This is a genomic window from Embleya sp. NPDC059237 (assembly GCF_042754105.1).
In the GTDB taxonomy this organism is placed as follows: Bacteria; Actinomycetota; Actinomycetes; order Streptomycetales; family Streptomycetaceae; genus Embleya.
Genome location: NZ_JBHZAE010000022.1, coordinates 81,689 through 98,168, shown reverse-complemented (window position 1 = coordinate 98,168; position 16,480 = coordinate 81,689). Strand labels below are relative to the sequence as shown.

The following is a 16,480-nucleotide window of genomic DNA, read 5'->3' as shown; positions in this document are numbered from 1 at the left end:
TCCATGGCTGCGAACACCAACACTCCCGGTAGCACCACCGCCGGATCGATCGCCGTGCGCGAGGCCGGGGCCGAGAACGTGCTCGCCGGCCCCGGCACCGGCCGTTCGGTCGCCCAGCCCGCCGACGCCCGCCAGGTCGCCGCCGCGTCCTACGACGTGGCCGACTTCGCCGTGCCGACCGGCCGCGAGGAGGACTGGCGGTTCACCCCGCTGGCCCGCCTGCGCGGTCTGCACGACGGCACCGCGGCGGCGGCCGAGCGCGGCGAGGTCACCGTCTCGGTGACCGCCCCCGAGGGCGTCACCGTCGAGACGGTCGACCGCTCCGACGCGCGCATCGGTCGGGCCGGCAAACCCGTCGACCGGGTCGCGGCCCAGGCGTACAGCTCGTTCGAGAAGGCCACCCTCGTCGTGGTCGGCAAGGACACCCAGCTCGCCGAGCCGATCGTGATCGACCTGCGCGGCGCCGGTGGCACCGCGTTCGGGCACGTCGCGATCGAGGTCCAGCGGTTCGCCGAGGCGACCGTGGTGCTCGACCACGCCGGCTCCGCCACCTACGCGCAAAACGTCGAGTTCATCGTCGGCGACGGCGCGAAGCTCAAGGTCGTCTCGATCCAGGACTGGGACGCCGACTCGGTGCACGTGGGCGCGCACCTGGCCCGGGTGGGCCGCGACGCGTCCTTCACCTCCGTGGTGGTCACCCTCGGCGGCGACCTGGTCCGGCTCTTCCCGCGCGTGGTCTACGACGCCCCGGGCGGCGACGCCGAGCTGTACGGCGTGTACTTCGCCGACGCCGGCCAGCACCTCGAACACCGCCTGTTCGTCGACCACGACGTGCCGCAGTGCCGCAGCCTGGTCACCTACAAGGGGGCCCTGCAGGGCGCCGACTCGCACACCGTGTGGATCGGCGACGTGCTCATCCGCGCCGCGGCCGAGGGCACCGACACCTACGAGCTGAACCGCAACCTGGTGCTCACCGACGGCGCCCGCGCCGACTCGGTGCCCAACCTGGAGATCGAGACCGGCGAGATCGCCGGCGCCGGACACGCCAGCGCGACCGGCCGCTTCGACGACGAGCAGCTGTTCTACCTCCAGTCGCGCGGCATCCCGGCCGACGAGGCCCGCCGCCTGGTGGTGCGCGGCTTCTTCGCCGAGGTGATCGCCCGGGTCGGCATCGCCGACCTCCAGGAGCGGCTGATGAAGCAGATCGAGGCCCGGCTCGAGGGCGGCGCCCGATGAGCTACCTCAAGGCATGCGCCGAGGGCGACCTGCACGAGGACACACCGCTGCGCGTCGTGCTCGACGACGTCCCGGTGACCCTCGTGCGCACCGAGGGCGACGTGTACGCGATCAACGACGTGTGCTCGCACGCCAACGTCTCGCTGTCCGAGGGCGAGGTCGAGGACTGCACGATCGAGTGCTGGCTGCACGGCTCGCGCTTCGACCTGCGCACCGGCCGTCCCTCGGGTCCCCCGGCGAACCTGCCGGTCCCCGTATACCCCGTGAAGATCGACGGCGGCGCCGTCTACGTCGAAGTGAACCAGGAGTCCTGAGTCCGTTATGGCAACGCTTGAGATCCGCGACCTGCACGTCAGTGTGGACGCCGAGAACGGTCCGCGCGAGATCCTGCGCGGCGTCGACCTGACCGTGAAGCAGGGCGAGACCCACGCCATCATGGGCCCCAACGGCTCCGGCAAGTCGACGCTGGCGTACTCGGTCGCGGGACACCCGAAGTACCAGGTCACCGGCGGCAGTGTGCTGCTCGACGGCGCGGACGTGCTGTCCATGACCGTCGACGAGCGGGCCCGCGCCGGCCTGTTCCTGGCCATGCAGTACCCCGTCGAGGTCGCCGGCGTCTCGGTGTCCAACTTCCTGCGCACCGCCGCCACCGCCACCCGCGGCGAGGCCCCCAAGCTGCGGCTGTGGATCAAGGAGGTCAAGGAGGCCATGGAGCGCCTCCAGATGGACCCCTCCTTCGCCGAGCGCAACGTCAACGAGGGCTTCTCCGGCGGCGAGAAGAAGCGCCACGAGATCCTGCAGCTGGAACTGCTGCGGCCGAAGATCGCGATCCTCGACGAGACCGACTCCGGTCTGGACGTCGACGCGCTGCGCGTGGTCTCCGAGGGCGTCAACCGCGTGCAGGCCACCGGGCAGATCGGCACCCTGCTGATCACCCACTACACCCGCATCCTGAAGTACATCAAGCCCGACCACGTGCACGTCTTCGCGGGCGGCCGGATCGTCGAGTCCGGCGGTGCCGAGCTCGCCGACAAGCTGGAGGACGAGGGCTACGAGGCGTACACCGGCAAGGGGGAGTCTGCATGACACTGCACCTGCCGGGGCTGCTCGACACGGACACGATCCGCAAGGATTTCCCGATCCTCGAACGGCTCCTGCACGACGACCGACCGCTCGTCTACCTCGACAACGCGGCGACGTCGCAGACCCCGCGTCAGGTGATCGACGCCATGACGCACTACTACGCGAGCAGCAACGCGAACGTGCACCGCGGCGTGCACGTGCTGGCCGAGGAGGCCACCGCGCTGTACGAGGGCGCGCGGGACAAGGTCGCGGCGTTCATCAACGCGCCCAGCCGGGACGAGATCGTCTTCACCAAGAACTCCTCCGAGGCGATCAACCTCGTCGCGAACATGCTGACCTGGGCGGACGAGCCGTTCAAGGTGGGCGTGGGCGCCGACGTGGTGATCACCGAGATGGAGCACCACTCGAACATCGTGCCGTGGCAGCTGCTCGCGCAGCGCACCGGCGCCCAGCTCAAGTGGTTCGGACTCACCGACGACGGCCGGCTCGACCTGTCGAACATCGAGCAGGTGATCACCGAGGAGACCAAGGTCGTCTCGGTGGTGCACACCTCGAACATCCTCGGCACGGTCAACGACCTGGACCCGATCGTGCGCCGCGCGCACGACGTCGGCGCCCTGGTCGTGGTCGATGCGTCGCAGGCCGCGCCGCACATGGTGCTCGACGTACAGGCGCTCGGCGCCGACTTCGTCGCGTTCACCGGCCACAAGATGTGCGGCCCGACCGGGATCGGCGTGTTGTGGGGCCGGCTCGGTCTGCTGGAGGAGTTGCCGCCGTTCCTGGGCGGTGGCGAGATGATCGAGACCGTCACGATGAGCGCGTCCACGTACGCGCCCGCGCCGCACAAGTTCGAGGCCGGCACACCGCCGATCGCGGAGGCGGTCGGGCTCGGTGCGGCCATCGACTACCTGTCGGCGATCGGCATGGACCGGATCGCCGCGCACGAGCACGCGCTCACGGGATACGCGGTCGACGCGCTGAACAGCGTCGAGGGGCTGAAGATCATCGGCCCGGCCGACAACGTGGCGCGTGCGGCGGCGATCTCCTTCACCTTCGGCGACATCCACCCGCACGACGTGGGCCAGGTGCTCGACGAACAGGGCATCGCGGTCCGGGTGGGGCACCACTGCGCCCGTCCGGTCTGCCTGCGCTACGGCGTGCCGGCGACCACCCGCGCCTCGTTCTACCTGTACTCCACGCCGGCCGAGGTCGACGCGCTCGTGGCCGGGCTGGAACATGTCCGACGGTTTTTCGGTTAGTACGGGTTCGGCGGAGGAGGGGCGGGAGGCGAAGAGATGAAGCTCGACGGGATGTATCAGGAAATCATCCTGGATCACTACCGGCACCCCCACAACAAGGGGTTGCGGGATCCGTTCGACACCCAGGTCCACCACGTCAACCCGACCTGTGGGGACGAGGTCACGCTGCGCGTGAAGCTGGACGGCGAGAAGGTGCTCGACGTCAGCTACGAGGGCCAGGGCTGTTCGATCAGCCAGGCCAGCGCGTCGGTGATGACCGACCTGGTGATCGGGCACACGATCGAGGACGCGATGCACGCCGGGGACGAGTTCCTGGCGCTGATGCAGTCCAAGGGTCAGGGCGAGCCGGACGAGGACGTGTTGGAGGACGCCGTGGCGTTCGTCGGCGTCAGCAAGTATCCGGCGCGGGTGAAGTGCGCGCTCCTGGGGTGGATGGCCTTCAAGGACGCCACGGCGCAGGCGCTGGACACGGCGCACTCGGCGCAGGCGCCGCAGACGATGGAAGGGCAGAAATGACCGAGACCCAGGCGGCCGGTGTGGCCACGCCGGAGGACGTCACCGAGGCGATGTACGACGTCGTCGACCCCGAGCTCGGGATCAACGTGGTCGATCTGGGGCTGGTGTACGGCGTGCATGTCGACGACGCGAACATCGCCACGATCGACATGACGTTGACCAGTGCGGCCTGTCCGCTCACGGATGTGATCGAGGATCAGACGCGGACCGCCACGGAGGGGATTGTGGCGGACATGCGGATCAACTGGGTCTGGATGCCGCCGTGGGGGCCGGACAAGATCACCGATGACGGGCGTGAGCAGCTGCGGGCTTTGGGGTTCAACCTGTAGCTCTTGGGCCGCTGGGCCCTTTGGCCTCAAACGCCGGCCGGGCTGGGGGGTCGGGCTTGGGGTTTTTGGCTGGCGTTGGATGTTGGTTGGCCGGGGTGGCCTCAAGCGCCGGCCGGGCTGAGGTTGCGTGATGGGCTGTGCCCTCCGGTGGAGCGCAGCGGAGCCGGAATTCGCTGCGCTACCGGTGGAGCGCAGCGGCACCGGAAACCCGATGCCGCGCAGCGGCAACGCCTCCCGCGCCTCCGCCCCCGACGGAGCGCAGCGGAGGAGAATCACTTCGCCCGGGGGCGGCCCGGCGGCGGCTTTGCCCGGACGCCGGGGGCCAGTCCCGACACGGCTCACTACCTGCGCCTCCACGATCATGGCCGAGTCTCGGTGGCCTGCCTGGTCCGTGGCGCCCTTGCGGAGTGGTTTCTCCTCCGCTGCGCTCCGTCGGGGGCGGAAGGGCGCGGGCGCGTTGCCGCTGCGCGGCGCCGGGTTTCCGGTTCCGCTGCGCTCCACCGGTGGCGTAGTGGGTTGCGGTTCCGCTGCGCTCCACCGCTTGGACCCGGTTCCGCTTCGGTTATGGGCGGGGTTGGGAGACGCCCAGGAGTTCGAGGATGTCTGTGTCGCCCCGTTGTTGTAGGTGGTGCAGGACGGCCTTGAGGTCGATGGCTGGGTCGAGGCCGATTCTGGCGCCCAGGAGTTCGGGGAGGTTCACCTGCTCCGGGACCGGGTCTACGCCGGTGTGGCGTAGGGCTCTTGCCCAGCGGGGGAGGCGGACCGTGGCGTCGCCGCGGACCAGGCGGGCCTCCAGGCGGCCCTGGTGGATCGACGAGATGAAGACCATGTCGCCCTCGTGTGCGGACAGGCCGGCCAGGATCGCGCGCAGGGACACCAGGTAGGGCGTGTCGGACCAGCGCAGTGCGGCGGGGCCGTGGCCGTGGTGCAGCCGGACCTGGCCGCCCGGTGTGACGCCGAGGGATTGGGCGAACGCCGCCGGCACCTTGACCGGCTCGCCTTCGAGCATCGCGGTGGACACGTCCACCCGGAACGCCCACGCGCCGGTGTCCTCGCGGAAGCAGCCCGCAGTCCGGGACGGATCGCCGATCGGTGCCGACCCGCCCTTCCGGGCCGGCCGCTCCAGGGTGTCCGCGGAGCGGGACAACACCTGGCCGTTCTCCACCTGGAAGCCCTCCAAGCGGGCGATCCAGGCGGCCTGCAGCGGCGGGCGGATGCCCATCGCGGTCAGGTCCCGCTCCAGCGCGGCCAGCGGCACCGGGCCGCGAGCGCAGGCCGCGTCCAGGGTGGCCTGGGTGCGGTCGGACAACTCGCCCAGCGGCGCGCTCGACAACCAGCCGTCGACCGAGGTGTGCAGGCCGAGCAGGCCGCGCAGGACCTGCCAGACCTGGATCTCCAGACCCGGCACGGTCTCGGTGTGCTTGGGGTGCAGCGTGCGCAGTTCGGACACCGTGGTCAGGACGCCGAGCCGGTCCCGGACGAAGCTCAGGTGCACCCGGACCGGCGCGCCGTCGGAGCGGCCGATGCGCTCGTCCAGGTTGCGCCGCAGGTCCCGCTCCAGGATCTTGACCTCGGCCGGCGAGGTGCCGAACTCGGCGGCCAGAGAATCCAGTTCGCGGGGTTCGTCGGTGAACAGCCGGTCCCGGGCGAGTACCCGGCGGCGCGGCTCGCTCGCCGGGAACCAGGTTGCCAGGACGATGACGAGGTCGCCGCCGCCGGGCTCGCCGGCGCGCGACTGCGGCCGGTCGACGAGCATCGTGACGTCCTCGGCGGGCGCGGCCGGCAGCGTGCCGGGCACCATCTCGACGGTGGCCTCGGGGTCGGCCGCCTTCGCCTTCGTTCCCCGATTGGTGGGCGGCACGGCGGACGGGTCCGGCGGCGCGGGCACGGACGGTACCTCCGCGGCGGTCGCGGCGGCCGGCGCGGGCGTCGGCGCGGAACGCGGCGGGTGGCTCGGTCGGGGCGGGATGCGCAGGCCCTCGGGGGTGCGCGGCACGGCGGCCTCGCCCACCGCCGGGACCGCGCCGGCGGTGAGCGGCGGGACCTCGCCGAACGCGTCCCGGCCGCCCTCCTCGTTCGGGTCGGCGCTCTCGGCGCGCGACTCGGATCGGGTCGGCGGGGCGGTGCGCTTGCCCTTGCGGGTGAGCGCGGGGATCGGGACGTCGGCGACGGTCATCGGCGGCGTCTCGCCGAACGCGTCCACGCCGGGCGCCTCGTCGATCGTGGGCTCCTCCGCCGGCGGGACCGGGTGCGGCCGGCGGTCCTCGGAGGTGTCCGTGGTGCGGATCTTCGGCACCGGCCTGGCGCCGGTCGGGGCGGCGGGCTCGGCCGCGGGCGCGTCGAGGTGGTGGGCGGCGACCTCGGGGAGGGGTTCCGTGCGGGCCTCGGCGGCCGACGCGCGCTCGGGGCCGGGCGCCGCGACGGAGGGCAGGCTCGCCCGGGTGGTCGGCGGGATCTCACCGTAGGCGTCCCGGCCCGAGTCGGTCGCATCGTCGTCGTCGGAGTCGGCGACATCGTCATCGGCGTCGGGCGCCTCGGCGGCGGCCGGCTCCGGCTGGGTCGCGACGGGGGCCGTCGGCAGTGCCAGCGACGCGCGCAGCCCGGACGGCACCTGGGTGAGCAGCGCGGTCAACGCGATCCGCACCTCGTCCGTGGCGTCCTCCAGGCCGACCACGGCCGCGGTCTCCAGGGTGACCTGGGCGAGCTGCGCCATCAGCGGTACGTCCGGCGCCTGTTCGGCCAGCCAACGCACCACGGTGCCCAGTTCGGCGGTCAACGGCTCGGGCAGCTTGACCGGACGCAGTTCCTCGTCGTCCAGGTCGCCCCACTCGTCCGGGTTGTCCCAGTCGCCGTCCTCCGGGGCGGGCGGGATCACGGTCGCCGCAGCGGGCGCCGGCTCCGGCGCGGGTTCCGACTCGGGCTCGGGCTCCGGGTCGGCGACCGGCTCGGGCATCGCCGCCGGGCTCGCCGCCATGCCGGACGCGTCGAACAGCGCGTCCACGTCTACCGATTCGTCGTCCTGCGGCAGCAGTCCCAGGACCTCCTCGAACAGCCGGGCCACCAGCGGCCGCACGGTCGAGGTGCCGATCTGGGTCCAGTCGCCGACCTCGCGCACCGTCGTGGTGAGCAGGTCTGCCCAGTCGGGGGTGCGCACCATCACGTTGGTCCGCGCGCCGTCGGGCCACTGGGACAGCCGGAAGCCGTTGCGCGCCAGCCAGGCCCCGGGCAGCAGGTCGCCCAGGCGCAGGTGCCGCAGCTCGGTGTAGGCGAGATCGGCGAGCCGTCCCGGCAGTTCGTCCCGGCCGAAGGTGTCGGCGGCACGCACCACCGGCACGCTCATCCACCACGCCGCGGGCAGATCGTCGTGCTCGAGGTAGTCGGCGACGAGTTCGGGCGCGACGAAGCGCAGGGCGGGCACGAAATCGGCCAGAGTGGCCTGGAGCCGGGGCTGCATGCAGGTCCTCCGTGACGCGGTCGGTAACCCCGACGTTAGTACCCCGGCCGGAAAGGTTCACCGGCTCCGGTGTGCGGTGTGGTGCGTGATGCGGCGCTTCGCCGCACCTCGCACCGGGAGCCGGTGGAACTCTCCGGTCGCGATCCCGACGGTCGGGTGGCGAGCCGGCACCGGGGGGTCCCGGGTCGTTGCCGTCTGTTTGCGGGACGAAACGGCGGTTCGGTTGGTTCCCCGAGCCGGGGTTCGAGCCGTGCGACGAGGGTCACGCGACGACTTCGAGCCGGTGGCATGGGGCGGCTGTCGTCGGGGATCGCTACCCCGCCGGCCCGGCCGGGAACCGCCCCTCGGGCGTCGGGCGACGCTTTCCACCACCATGTGCGCCGACCGAGCGCCGCCCGTGCGTCCATCGCCGGCCCGCGCCACGTTTCACCAGGGGGAAAGAAGTCGATCTCACCAACAGCGGAGACAAGGACGGCTAGTTTGGACAAAGGTCGCCGATGCCTCCGGCCGCCTCATCCGCGCCACCAGGGGAGACAGGGGGAGACGTGGGCGAAATCGCATCATCGCCGCGATTCGGGGAGTCTCCGGCCGGCCCGCTGTTGTTGTCGCTGTGTCTGTCGGCCACCGTCGAGGCCGTACCTCGCGCCCGACACGCGCTACGCGCGGTGCTTGCGGAGCGGGTTCCGCACGCACCTGTGGACACCCTCGAACTGCTGCTCTCCGAACTGGTGACCAACGCGGTCCAGCACTCGACGCGGGGGCGTACGGTCGCGGTCGCCGTGCTGCGTCGGGAGAACTCGATCCGGATCGCGGTGGTGGACGACGATACGGCGCTTCCCGAAACGGGGGACGCGGTGGACCTGCTGGACGAGCATGGTCGCGGGTTGTTGCTCGTGGAGGCGATGGCCGAGGAGTGGGGGAGCTATCCGGTGCCGGACGGCAAGGTCGTGTGGTGTGACGTGAAGACGGTGGAGTGAGACGTCTTCGGGTCGGGCGGTTCGTTGGTCGGTTGGTCGAAGGTGGGCGAGGGCCTACCCGGGTGTGGGTGGGTCGAACCAATAAGTGCAAAAAATGGCGCAATTGGTGTCTGCCGTGCACCCTGGCAGGAACGATTTCGGTCGCCTGTACACGTGTGCAAGGAGGATCCGTTGCGCGAACAGACCATCGGGGAACACCTCGATCGACTGGCCAGTCCCGACGTCCGGGTGCGGGGGGCTGCCGCCGCGCTTCAGGCCGCGCAGGCCGCCGCGCTCGTCGAGCGGGCCGCCGCACTCGCCCTGCACACCACCGACGCGGAGGAGACGATGCGGGCGGCGCGGGCCGAGGCGGGGCGGATGCGGGAGCGGGCCATGCGCACGGGCCATACGGCGCGGGAGGTTTCGGATCGGCCTGGGTCGGGGGTGGATTCCGCCGAAGTGCCTTTGCGGGTCGCGGCGTTGGCGGCGGATGTGATCGGGCTCGCGGGTACGGTGCGGGATGGGGCGGATGACGATGTGCTGCCGTATCTGGCTGCGGCTGCGGCCAGTGCGCGGGCTGCGCTCGAGGCTTCCGCCGCTTGGGTTTCGTTGCTTGTTGCCGATGGCGGGGGGCGGGAAGTGCGGGTTCGGATGGCGCGGCATCTTTCGGCTGTCGCCGATGCGGAGGAGAGCGTGGATCGGGCTCGGGCTGCGGCCTGAGGTTGGCCTCGAACGCCGGCCGGGCTCCTGAGTTGGCCTCAAGCGCCGGCCGGGCTGATGTGCGTTTGGCCGGCGCCGGGCGTGGGTTGGGTTGGCCTCGAACGCCGGCCGGGCTGATGTGCGTTCGGCTGGCGCCGGGCGTTGATTGGGTTGGCCTCAAGCGCCGGCCGGGCTGAAGTGGGTTCGGCCGGCGTCGGGCTTGGGTGGGGTTGGGTTGGCCTCAAGCGCCGGCCGGGCTGATGTGCGTTTGGCCGGCGCCGGGCGTGGGTTGGGTTGGCCTCGAACGCCGGGCGGGCTGGTGTGTGTTTGGCCGGCGTTGGGCGTTGGGTGGGGTGGGGTGGCTCGGGCGGGGGTGGGTTAGATGCGGCTGGTGAAGGTGTCGCATTTGGTTGGGTCGCCTGTGGTGTAGCCGGTTTGGAACCACTGTTGGCGTTGGGCTGCCGAGCCGTGGGTCCAGGATTCCGGGGTTACTCGGGCCTGGAATTCCTGTTGGATGCGGTCGTCGCCTACCGCTGCTGCGGCGTCGAGGCCGTCGGCGATGTCCTGGGGGGTGAGGTTGGTGATCAGGGCTCCCGGGGGTGTGGTCGCGTGTTGGGCCCAGACGCCGGCGTAGCAGTCGGCCTGGAGTTCGAGGCGGACCGAGGCGCTTTGCGGGCCCTGGCGGTCGTTGCCGACCTTGGCCATTTGGCCGGTGAGGTCCTGGATGTGGTGGCCGTACTCGTGGGCCAGCACGTACGCCTCGGCGAACGGCCCGCCCCTGGCGCCGAACTTGGTGCGTAGTTCGTTGAAGAAGCCCAAGTCGATGTAGACCCTGCGGTCGCCGGGACAGTAGAAGGGGCCCACCGCCGAGGTGGCGCCGCCGCACGCGGTCGAGGTGCTGCCGGTGAAGAACCGGGTCGGCGCCGGCTTGTACGTCGCGCCCCGGCGCCGGTACTCGTCCGTCCAGTACGCCTGCACGCTGTTCACCACCCCGACGATCCGGCAGTCGTCGCGCGCGTTGGCGTCGGTGCCCTTGCGGCACGAGTCCTGGAGCGCACGATTGTCCGCCGGCACGGCGCCGCCCCCGCCCCCGCCGCCGTCGCTCAGGCCGAGCTGGTTCGGGCTCAGACCGAAGATCAGGCCGAGGACCACGGCGATCAGGCCCGCCGCGCCGCCGCCCACCGCGAGACCGGGACGACGCAGCCCGCCGCCCCCCGAGCCGCGCTCGTCCTCGATCTGGGACGTGTCCAGATCCGCATCGTCGTCGAACTGCATCGTGCGACCGCCAAGGCAACAGGGAATAGACGTCGGGTGACGGATATCCCTTTTCGCGGGTTTTATCGCGCCCGTCGTCTTCGCGCCGGGAGGATGCCCGGAAATTCGTTCCGACGGCTCCCGTAGACTCGTGGGCATGGTCGGTTTCCCTGGATATCCCCGCGAGCGGCCTTAGCGCGGTGCGGCTTCCCAGCGAGCCCCGCACGATCGTCCGTCTTCGTCAGTCCCCGACCGGGAGTCCAGTCCTTCATGATCAACGCAACCAACGTCGAACTGCGGGCCGGCGCCCGCATCCTCCTCGAGCCGGCCTCCTTCCGGGTCGCGGCCGGCGACCGGATCGGCCTGGTCGGCCGCAACGGCGCCGGCAAGACCACGCTCACCAAGACGCTGGCCGGGGAGACCCAGCCCGCGGCCGGGACCATCACCCGCACCGGCGAGGTCGGCTACCTGCCGCAGGACCCGCGCACCGGCGACCTGGACGTGCTGGCCCGGGACCGGATCCTGTCCGCGCGCGGCCTGGACGTCGCGCTCTCCGGGATGCGCGAGGCCGAGGGCCTGATGGCCAGCGCCAGCGGCGAGACCGCGGCCAAGGCGATGCGCCGGTATTCGCGCCTGGAGACCGAGTTCCTGACCAAGGGCGGCTACGCGGCCGAGGCCGAGGCGGCCACCATCGCGGCCAGCCTCGGGCTGCCGGACCGGATCCTGGGCCAGGAACTGCACACGCTCTCCGGTGGCCAGCGGCGCCGGGTCGAGCTGGCCCGGATCCTGTTCTCCGACGCCGACACGCTGCTCCTCGACGAGCCCACCAACCACCTCGACGCCGACTCGATCGGTTGGCTGCGCGACTTCCTCAAGACGTACAAGGGCGGCTTCATCGTGATCAGCCACGATGTCGGCCTGATGGAGGCGTGCGTCAACAAGGTGTTCTACCTGGACGCCAACCGCACCACGATCGACATCTACAACGTCGGCTGGAACGCCTACAAGCTCCAGCGCGAGACCGACGAGCGCCGCCGCAAGCGCGAGCGGGCCAACGCCGAGAAGAAGGCCGACCAACTCTTCTCGCAGGCCGACAAGATGCGCGCCAAGGCGACCAAGACGGTGGCCGCGCAGAACATGGCCCGCCGGGCCGAGAAGCTGCTCTCCGGCCTGGAGAGCGAGCGCAAGTCCGACAAGGTCGCCAAGCTGCGCTTCCCCAAGCCCGCCCCCTGTGGCAAGACCCCGCTGATGGCGACCGGGCTGTCCAAGTCGTACGGCTCGCTGGAGATCTTCACCGACGTCGACCTGGCCATCGACAAGGGTTCGCGCGTGGTCATCCTGGGCCTCAACGGCGCGGGCAAGACCACGCTGCTGCGGCTGCTCGGCGGCGTCGAGGACCCGGACACCGGCAAGGTCGAGCCGGGCCACGGCCTGCAACTCGGTTACTACGCACAGGAACACGAGACGCTGGACCCGGAGCGCACGGTCCTGGAGAACATGCGCTCGTCCTCGCCCGACCTCGATCTGGTCGAGGTACGCAAGGTGCTCGGCTCCTTCCTGTTCTCCGGCGACGACGTGGACAAGCCGGCCGGTGTGCTCTCCGGCGGCGAGAAGACCCGGCTCGCGCTCGCGACGCTCGTGGTGTCCAAGGCCAATGTGCTGCTCCTGGACGAGCCGACCAACAACCTCGACCCGGCCAGCCGCGCCGAGGTGCTGGACGCGCTGCGCACGTACGAGGGCGCCGTGGTGCTCGTCACCCACGACGAGGGCGCGGTGGAGGCGCTGCAGCCGGAGCGGATCATCCTGCTCCCGGACGGCGTCGAAGACCTGTGGAGCGAGGACTACGCCGACCTGGTCGCGCTCGCCTGACCGTCCGGGCGGTGCGCCCGAGCTTCCGGGCGACGCGGCCCGGGAGCCCCGAACGACCGACACCCCGTCGGGTTGCCTTCCTCGGCAACCCGGCGGGGTGATCGCTTTCGTCCCCCCGACAGGTTTTCCCCACGAAACCCTCACAAGGGGAAGCCATCCTTCCGGTCCGTACGTGACGCCGGTCACGAGGCGCGACGGCGACACAGAGCAAGGTCGTGAATCTCATGGGTGACCAGCGCCTTTGTCGGCGGACACAGGATTCGGTCAAGCATTCGGCAAAGGAAGGCGTGATTCCGCTCGGGTGATCTTTGTGTGCAAGAGGCCACGCGCCGCGATGATCAAGCCATCGGGCCTGGTGGAATCACTGGCCTTGCCATGCCCCAGGGGTGATCATGGGATTCCAGAGCGCACTTCCTATGAGGAGGCACGTGTGGCCGAGACTCTGAAGAAGGGCAGCCGGGTGACCGGTGCCGCGCGCGAGCAGCTCGCGGCTGACCTCAAGAAGAAGTACGACTCCGGTGCCAGCATCCGCGCCCTTGCGGAGGAGACGGGCCGTTCCTACGGCTTCGTGCACCGGATGCTCAGCGAGTCGGGAGTGACCCTCCGCGGCAGGGGTGGGGCAACACGGGGCAAGGCCAAGACCGCCGCGTCGTCCTCGGCCTGAGACCGAGTCCCGGGGCAGTACGGCACCATCCGTCGAACGACCATGTGACCGACCGGTAACGTCGGACACGTGGTCGTTTGCCGGAAGCGACCCGAACACGGGAGGGACCGTGGACGTGGGCGCGAATCAGCTCGGCTCGAACGACGACACGAGTGGCAACACGAGTGACAACAGGGGCGGCACGGACAACAGCGGTCGCGGGGTCGGCGGTGCCGACAGCGCGGCAGGGCAGGGCCTTTCGGTCGTGATCGAAGGTGCGTTCGCGGTGGTGAGCCTCACCAACCCCGATCGGCGCAACGCGCAGACTCCCGCGCTCTGGCGCGCGCTCGCCGCCGTCGGCCGCGATCTGCCCGGTGATGTCCGGGCCGTGCTGTTGCGCGCGGAGGGCGTCTCGTTCTCCGCGGGCCTGGATCGACGGATGTTCCCCGGTGGTGGGGGCATCCCGGGGGAATCGGACCTCGCCACGCTGGCCGGGGCGAGCGACGACGAACTCGACGCCACCATCGCCTCGTTCCAGGAGGCGTTCACCTGGTGGCGACGCCCGGACCTGATCACGGTGGCCGCCGTGCAGGGGCATGCCGTGGGGGCCGGATTCCAACTGGCGCTGGCCTGCGATCTGCGGGTGTGCGCCGACGACGCGCGGTTCTCGATGCGCGAGACCGCGCTCGGTTTGGTCCCGGACCTGGCCGGGACGAAGCCGCTGACCGACCTGGTCGGCTATGCCCGGGCCCTGGAGATCTGCGTTACGGGCCGCTGGGTGGGGGCCGATGAGGCGGTCTCGATGGGACTGGCCACCCTCGCGGTGCCGCGCGAGGAGTTGGACGGTGCCGCACGCGACCTGATCGCGGCACTCGTCGCCGCACCGCGCGACGCGGTGATCGAGACGAAAGCCCTGCTCGCGGGTGCCGCGACGCGTGGCTACGACGAACAGCGCGCCGCCGAACGCGCCGCACAGGCCCGTCGCCTGCGCGACCTCGCGGGGATGGGGGAGTAGACCCGGCCCGGCGGATCCCGGCACGACCCGCTTCCTCGGGATCCGCCGGGCACGTTTCGGTGAGACGTGCGCCACATGTCCGCCCGCCGGCGGTCGACGCGCCGGGCGCGGGTCCGGGACTAAGCGTGCCCGTGTCGGTGTTCCCGTGTACGAAGTACTGAGGTTGACTCAGGAATTTGTTCGAGCATTCGGCTCGGGCAGGCGACACGTACGGGATGTACGGGGAACGAGGCGGGATGAGTGGCGGCGGCCCGATGGGGATGAACCTGCGCTCCTACACGCGCGACGCGTCCGTGGTGGAGCGAAAACTCGCGCCCGGCACGGTGCGCCGGGTGGGCGAGTTCGCGAGACCGTTCGCGCGGCAGATCACCGCGTACCTGGTCCTGGTGGTGATCGGCGCGGTGTTGACCATCGTGCCGCCGCTGCTCGCGCAGCGGATCGTGGACCAGGGTGTGCTGAAGGGCGACGGTCACCTGGTGACCGTGCTCGCGATCGTGGTGGCGGGCGTCGCGCTGCTCGCCGCCGGGTTCGGCCTGGCCGAGCGGTGGTATTCGGCGCGGATCGGCGAGGGTTCGATCTACGCGCTGCGCAGCAAGGTGTTCGCGCACGTGCAGCGCCAGCCGATCGCGTTCTTCACCCGGACCCAGACCGGCGCGCTGATCTCGCGCCTGAACAACGACGTGCTCTCCGCACAGCGCGCGTTCACCTCGACCCTGGCGGGCGTGGTGTCCAATCTGGTCAGCCTGGTCCTGGTGGCCGGGACGATGTTCTACCTCGCCTGGCAGATCACCCTGGTCTCGCTGGTGCTGCTGCCGCTGTTCCTGCTGCCGGCCAAGTGGATCGGCCGCCGGTTGCAGGCGATGACCCGCGAACAGATGCAGTTGAACGCGGAGATGTCGACGGTGATGACCGAGCGGTTCAATGTCTCCGGCGCGACGCTGGCCAAGATCTTCGGCCGGCCCGAGGAGGAGGACGCGCTGTTCTCCGGGCGGGCCGCGCGGGTGCGCGACATCGGCATCCGGATCGCGTTGGTGAACCGGGTGTTCGCCACCGCGCTCACCCTGGTCGCCTCGCTCGCGACCGCGCTGGTGTACCTGATCGGCGGGCATCTCGCGGTGGACGGTCGGCTCACCGTGGGCACCCTGGTGGCGCTCACCGTGCTGCTCGGCCGGCTGTACGGGCCGCTGACCGCGCTGGCCAACGTGCGGGTGGACGTGATGACCGCGCTGGTCAGCTTCGAGCGGGTCTTCGAAGTCCTCGACCTGCCCGCGATGATCGCCGACAAGCCGGACGCGAAGCCGCTGCCGGCGGACGCGGCCACGGTGGAGTTCGACGCGGTCGGCTTCGCCTACCCGGGGGCCGACGAGGTTTCGCTGGCCTCGCTGGAGAGTGTCGCGGTGCTCGATCGGCGGCGCTCCGAACCGGTGTTGCACGACGTGTCGTTCCGGGCCGAACCGGGTCAGTTGGTGGCCCTGGTCGGACCGTCGGGCGCGGGCAAGACCACGATCACCTCGCTGGTCGGCCGGCTCTACGACGCGACCGAGGGGACGGTACGGATCGGCGGACACGATGTGCGCGACGTCACCCTGGCCTCGGTGCGCGACACGGTCGGCGTGGTGACCCAGGACTCGCACATGTTCCACGACACGATCCGCGGCAACCTGCGCTATGCCAAGCCGGACGCGAGCGACGAGGAACTGTGGGCGGCGCTGCACGCGGCGAACATCGGCGACCTGGTCGAGGGACTGCCGGACCGCCTGGAGACGGTGGTGGGCGAGCGCGGACACCGGTTGTCCGGCGGGGAGAAGCAGCGTCTGGCGATCGCCCGGCTGCTGCTCAAGTCGCCGCGTGTGGTGGTGCTCGACGAGGCCACCGCGCACCTGGACTCGGAGTCGGAGGCCGCCGTGCAGCGCGCATTGGCCACCGCCCTGGTCGGTCGTACCGCGCTGGTGATCGCCCACCGACTGTCCACCGTGCGCGACGCGGACCTGATCCTGGTGGTGGACGACGGCCGGATCGCCGAACGCGGCACGCACGCCGAGTTGTTGGCCCGGGACGGTCTGTACGCGGATCTGTATCACCGTCAGTTCCGGGACCGGGAAGAGGATCCGATCGATTCCGCGGTGCTCGCGAGTTGACCGACCGCAGCCCGGGGCGCCGGGTAGTG

The 16,480-nt window shown here is 70.9% G+C and carries 14 protein-coding genes; 12 read left to right on the top strand and 2 right to left on the bottom strand.

Going from position 1 to position 16,480, the window contains the following annotated elements:
* The first annotated feature begins 3 nt into the window (after positions 1 to 3).
* Genes sufD through ACFXKZ_RS44390 form a run of 6 tightly spaced genes read left to right on the top strand, consistent with a single transcriptional unit; the run spans position 4 to position 4,423 of the window.
* Positions 4 to 1,236, top strand: coding sequence for a Fe-S cluster assembly protein SufD (gene sufD, locus ACFXKZ_RS44415; protein ID WP_380011240.1), 1,233 nt, complete (start codon positions 4 to 6; stop codon positions 1,234 to 1,236).
* Complete coding sequence (locus tag ACFXKZ_RS44410; protein ID WP_380011237.1) at positions 1,233 to 1,550, top strand: non-heme iron oxygenase ferredoxin subunit; 318 nt, start codon at positions 1,233 to 1,235, stop codon at positions 1,548 to 1,550. The genes sufD and ACFXKZ_RS44410 overlap by 4 nt, the downstream gene beginning before the upstream one ends.
* A 7-nt stretch (positions 1,551 to 1,557) precedes the next feature.
* Entirely contained in the window at positions 1,558 to 2,322 is a 765-nt protein-coding gene (gene sufC / locus ACFXKZ_RS44405; protein ID WP_380011234.1) for a Fe-S cluster assembly ATPase SufC, read from the top strand.
* Positions 2,319 to 3,578, top strand: coding sequence for a cysteine desulfurase (locus ACFXKZ_RS44400; protein WP_380011231.1), 1,260 nt, complete (start codon positions 2,319 to 2,321; stop codon positions 3,576 to 3,578). The genes sufC and ACFXKZ_RS44400 overlap by 4 nt, the downstream gene beginning before the upstream one ends.
* Before the next feature lie 36 nt (positions 3,579 to 3,614).
* A complete protein-coding gene (sufU, locus tag ACFXKZ_RS44395) occupies positions 3,615 to 4,094 on the top strand; it encodes a Fe-S cluster assembly sulfur transfer protein SufU (protein WP_380011228.1) in 480 nt (159 codons plus the stop codon).
* Positions 4,091 to 4,423 carry a metal-sulfur cluster assembly factor gene (locus ACFXKZ_RS44390; RefSeq protein ID WP_078977703.1) on the top strand — a complete coding sequence of 111 codons (333 nt, stop codon included), beginning with the start codon at positions 4,091 to 4,093 and terminating at the stop codon, positions 4,421 to 4,423. Before sufU ends, ACFXKZ_RS44390 begins: the two co-directional genes overlap by 4 nt.
* 562 nt (positions 4,424 to 4,985) lie before the next feature.
* Here ACFXKZ_RS44390 and ACFXKZ_RS44385 read toward each other — a convergent pair.
* Positions 4,986 to 7,877, bottom strand: coding sequence for a hypothetical protein (locus ACFXKZ_RS44385; protein WP_380011224.1), 2,892 nt, complete (start codon positions 7,875 to 7,877; stop codon positions 4,986 to 4,988).
* Between the two features lie 545 nt (positions 7,878 to 8,422).
* Here ACFXKZ_RS44385 and ACFXKZ_RS44380 point away from each other — a divergent pair.
* Together ACFXKZ_RS44380 and ACFXKZ_RS44375 are read left to right on the top strand one after the other, a co-directional pair.
* Positions 8,423 to 8,854: an ATP-binding protein gene (locus ACFXKZ_RS44380; protein WP_380011221.1), complete on the top strand. Its 432-nt coding sequence runs from the start codon at positions 8,423 to 8,425 to the stop codon at positions 8,852 to 8,854.
* 171 nt (positions 8,855 to 9,025) lie between these two features.
* Positions 9,026 to 9,553, top strand: coding sequence for a hypothetical protein (locus ACFXKZ_RS44375; RefSeq protein WP_380011219.1), 528 nt, complete (start codon positions 9,026 to 9,028; stop codon positions 9,551 to 9,553).
* 357 nt (positions 9,554 to 9,910) lie between these two features.
* Here the strand turns inward: ACFXKZ_RS44375 and ACFXKZ_RS44370 are convergent, their stop codons facing one another.
* Positions 9,911 to 10,807, bottom strand: coding sequence for a neutral zinc metallopeptidase (locus tag ACFXKZ_RS44370; protein WP_380011216.1), 897 nt, complete (start codon positions 10,805 to 10,807; stop codon positions 9,911 to 9,913).
* 249 nt (positions 10,808 to 11,056) lie between these two features.
* Here ACFXKZ_RS44370 and ACFXKZ_RS44365 point away from each other — a divergent pair, with 249 nt between their 5' ends.
* The 4 genes from ACFXKZ_RS44365 to ACFXKZ_RS44350 all read left to right on the top strand — a co-directional run bounded on the left by ACFXKZ_RS44365 (position 11,057) and on the right by ACFXKZ_RS44350 (position 16,451).
* Positions 11,057 to 12,655 carry an ABC-F family ATP-binding cassette domain-containing protein gene (locus tag ACFXKZ_RS44365; protein WP_380011213.1) on the top strand — a complete coding sequence of 533 codons (1,599 nt, stop codon included), beginning with the start codon at positions 11,057 to 11,059 and terminating at the stop codon, positions 12,653 to 12,655.
* Between the two features lie 430 nt (positions 12,656 to 13,085).
* Positions 13,086 to 13,319, top strand: a complete 234-nt coding sequence (locus ACFXKZ_RS44360) for a helix-turn-helix domain-containing protein (RefSeq protein WP_020553538.1) — start codon at positions 13,086 to 13,088, stop codon at positions 13,317 to 13,319.
* Between the two features lie 244 nt (positions 13,320 to 13,563).
* Positions 13,564 to 14,313 carry an enoyl-CoA hydratase/isomerase family protein gene (locus ACFXKZ_RS44355; protein ID WP_380011456.1) on the top strand — a complete coding sequence of 250 codons (750 nt, stop codon included), beginning with the start codon at positions 13,564 to 13,566 and terminating at the stop codon, positions 14,311 to 14,313.
* 236 nt (positions 14,314 to 14,549) lie between these two features.
* A complete protein-coding gene (locus tag ACFXKZ_RS44350) occupies positions 14,550 to 16,451 on the top strand; it encodes an ABC transporter ATP-binding protein (RefSeq protein ID WP_380011207.1) in 1,902 nt (633 codons plus the stop codon).
* Positions 16,452 to 16,480 lie beyond the last annotated feature (29 nt).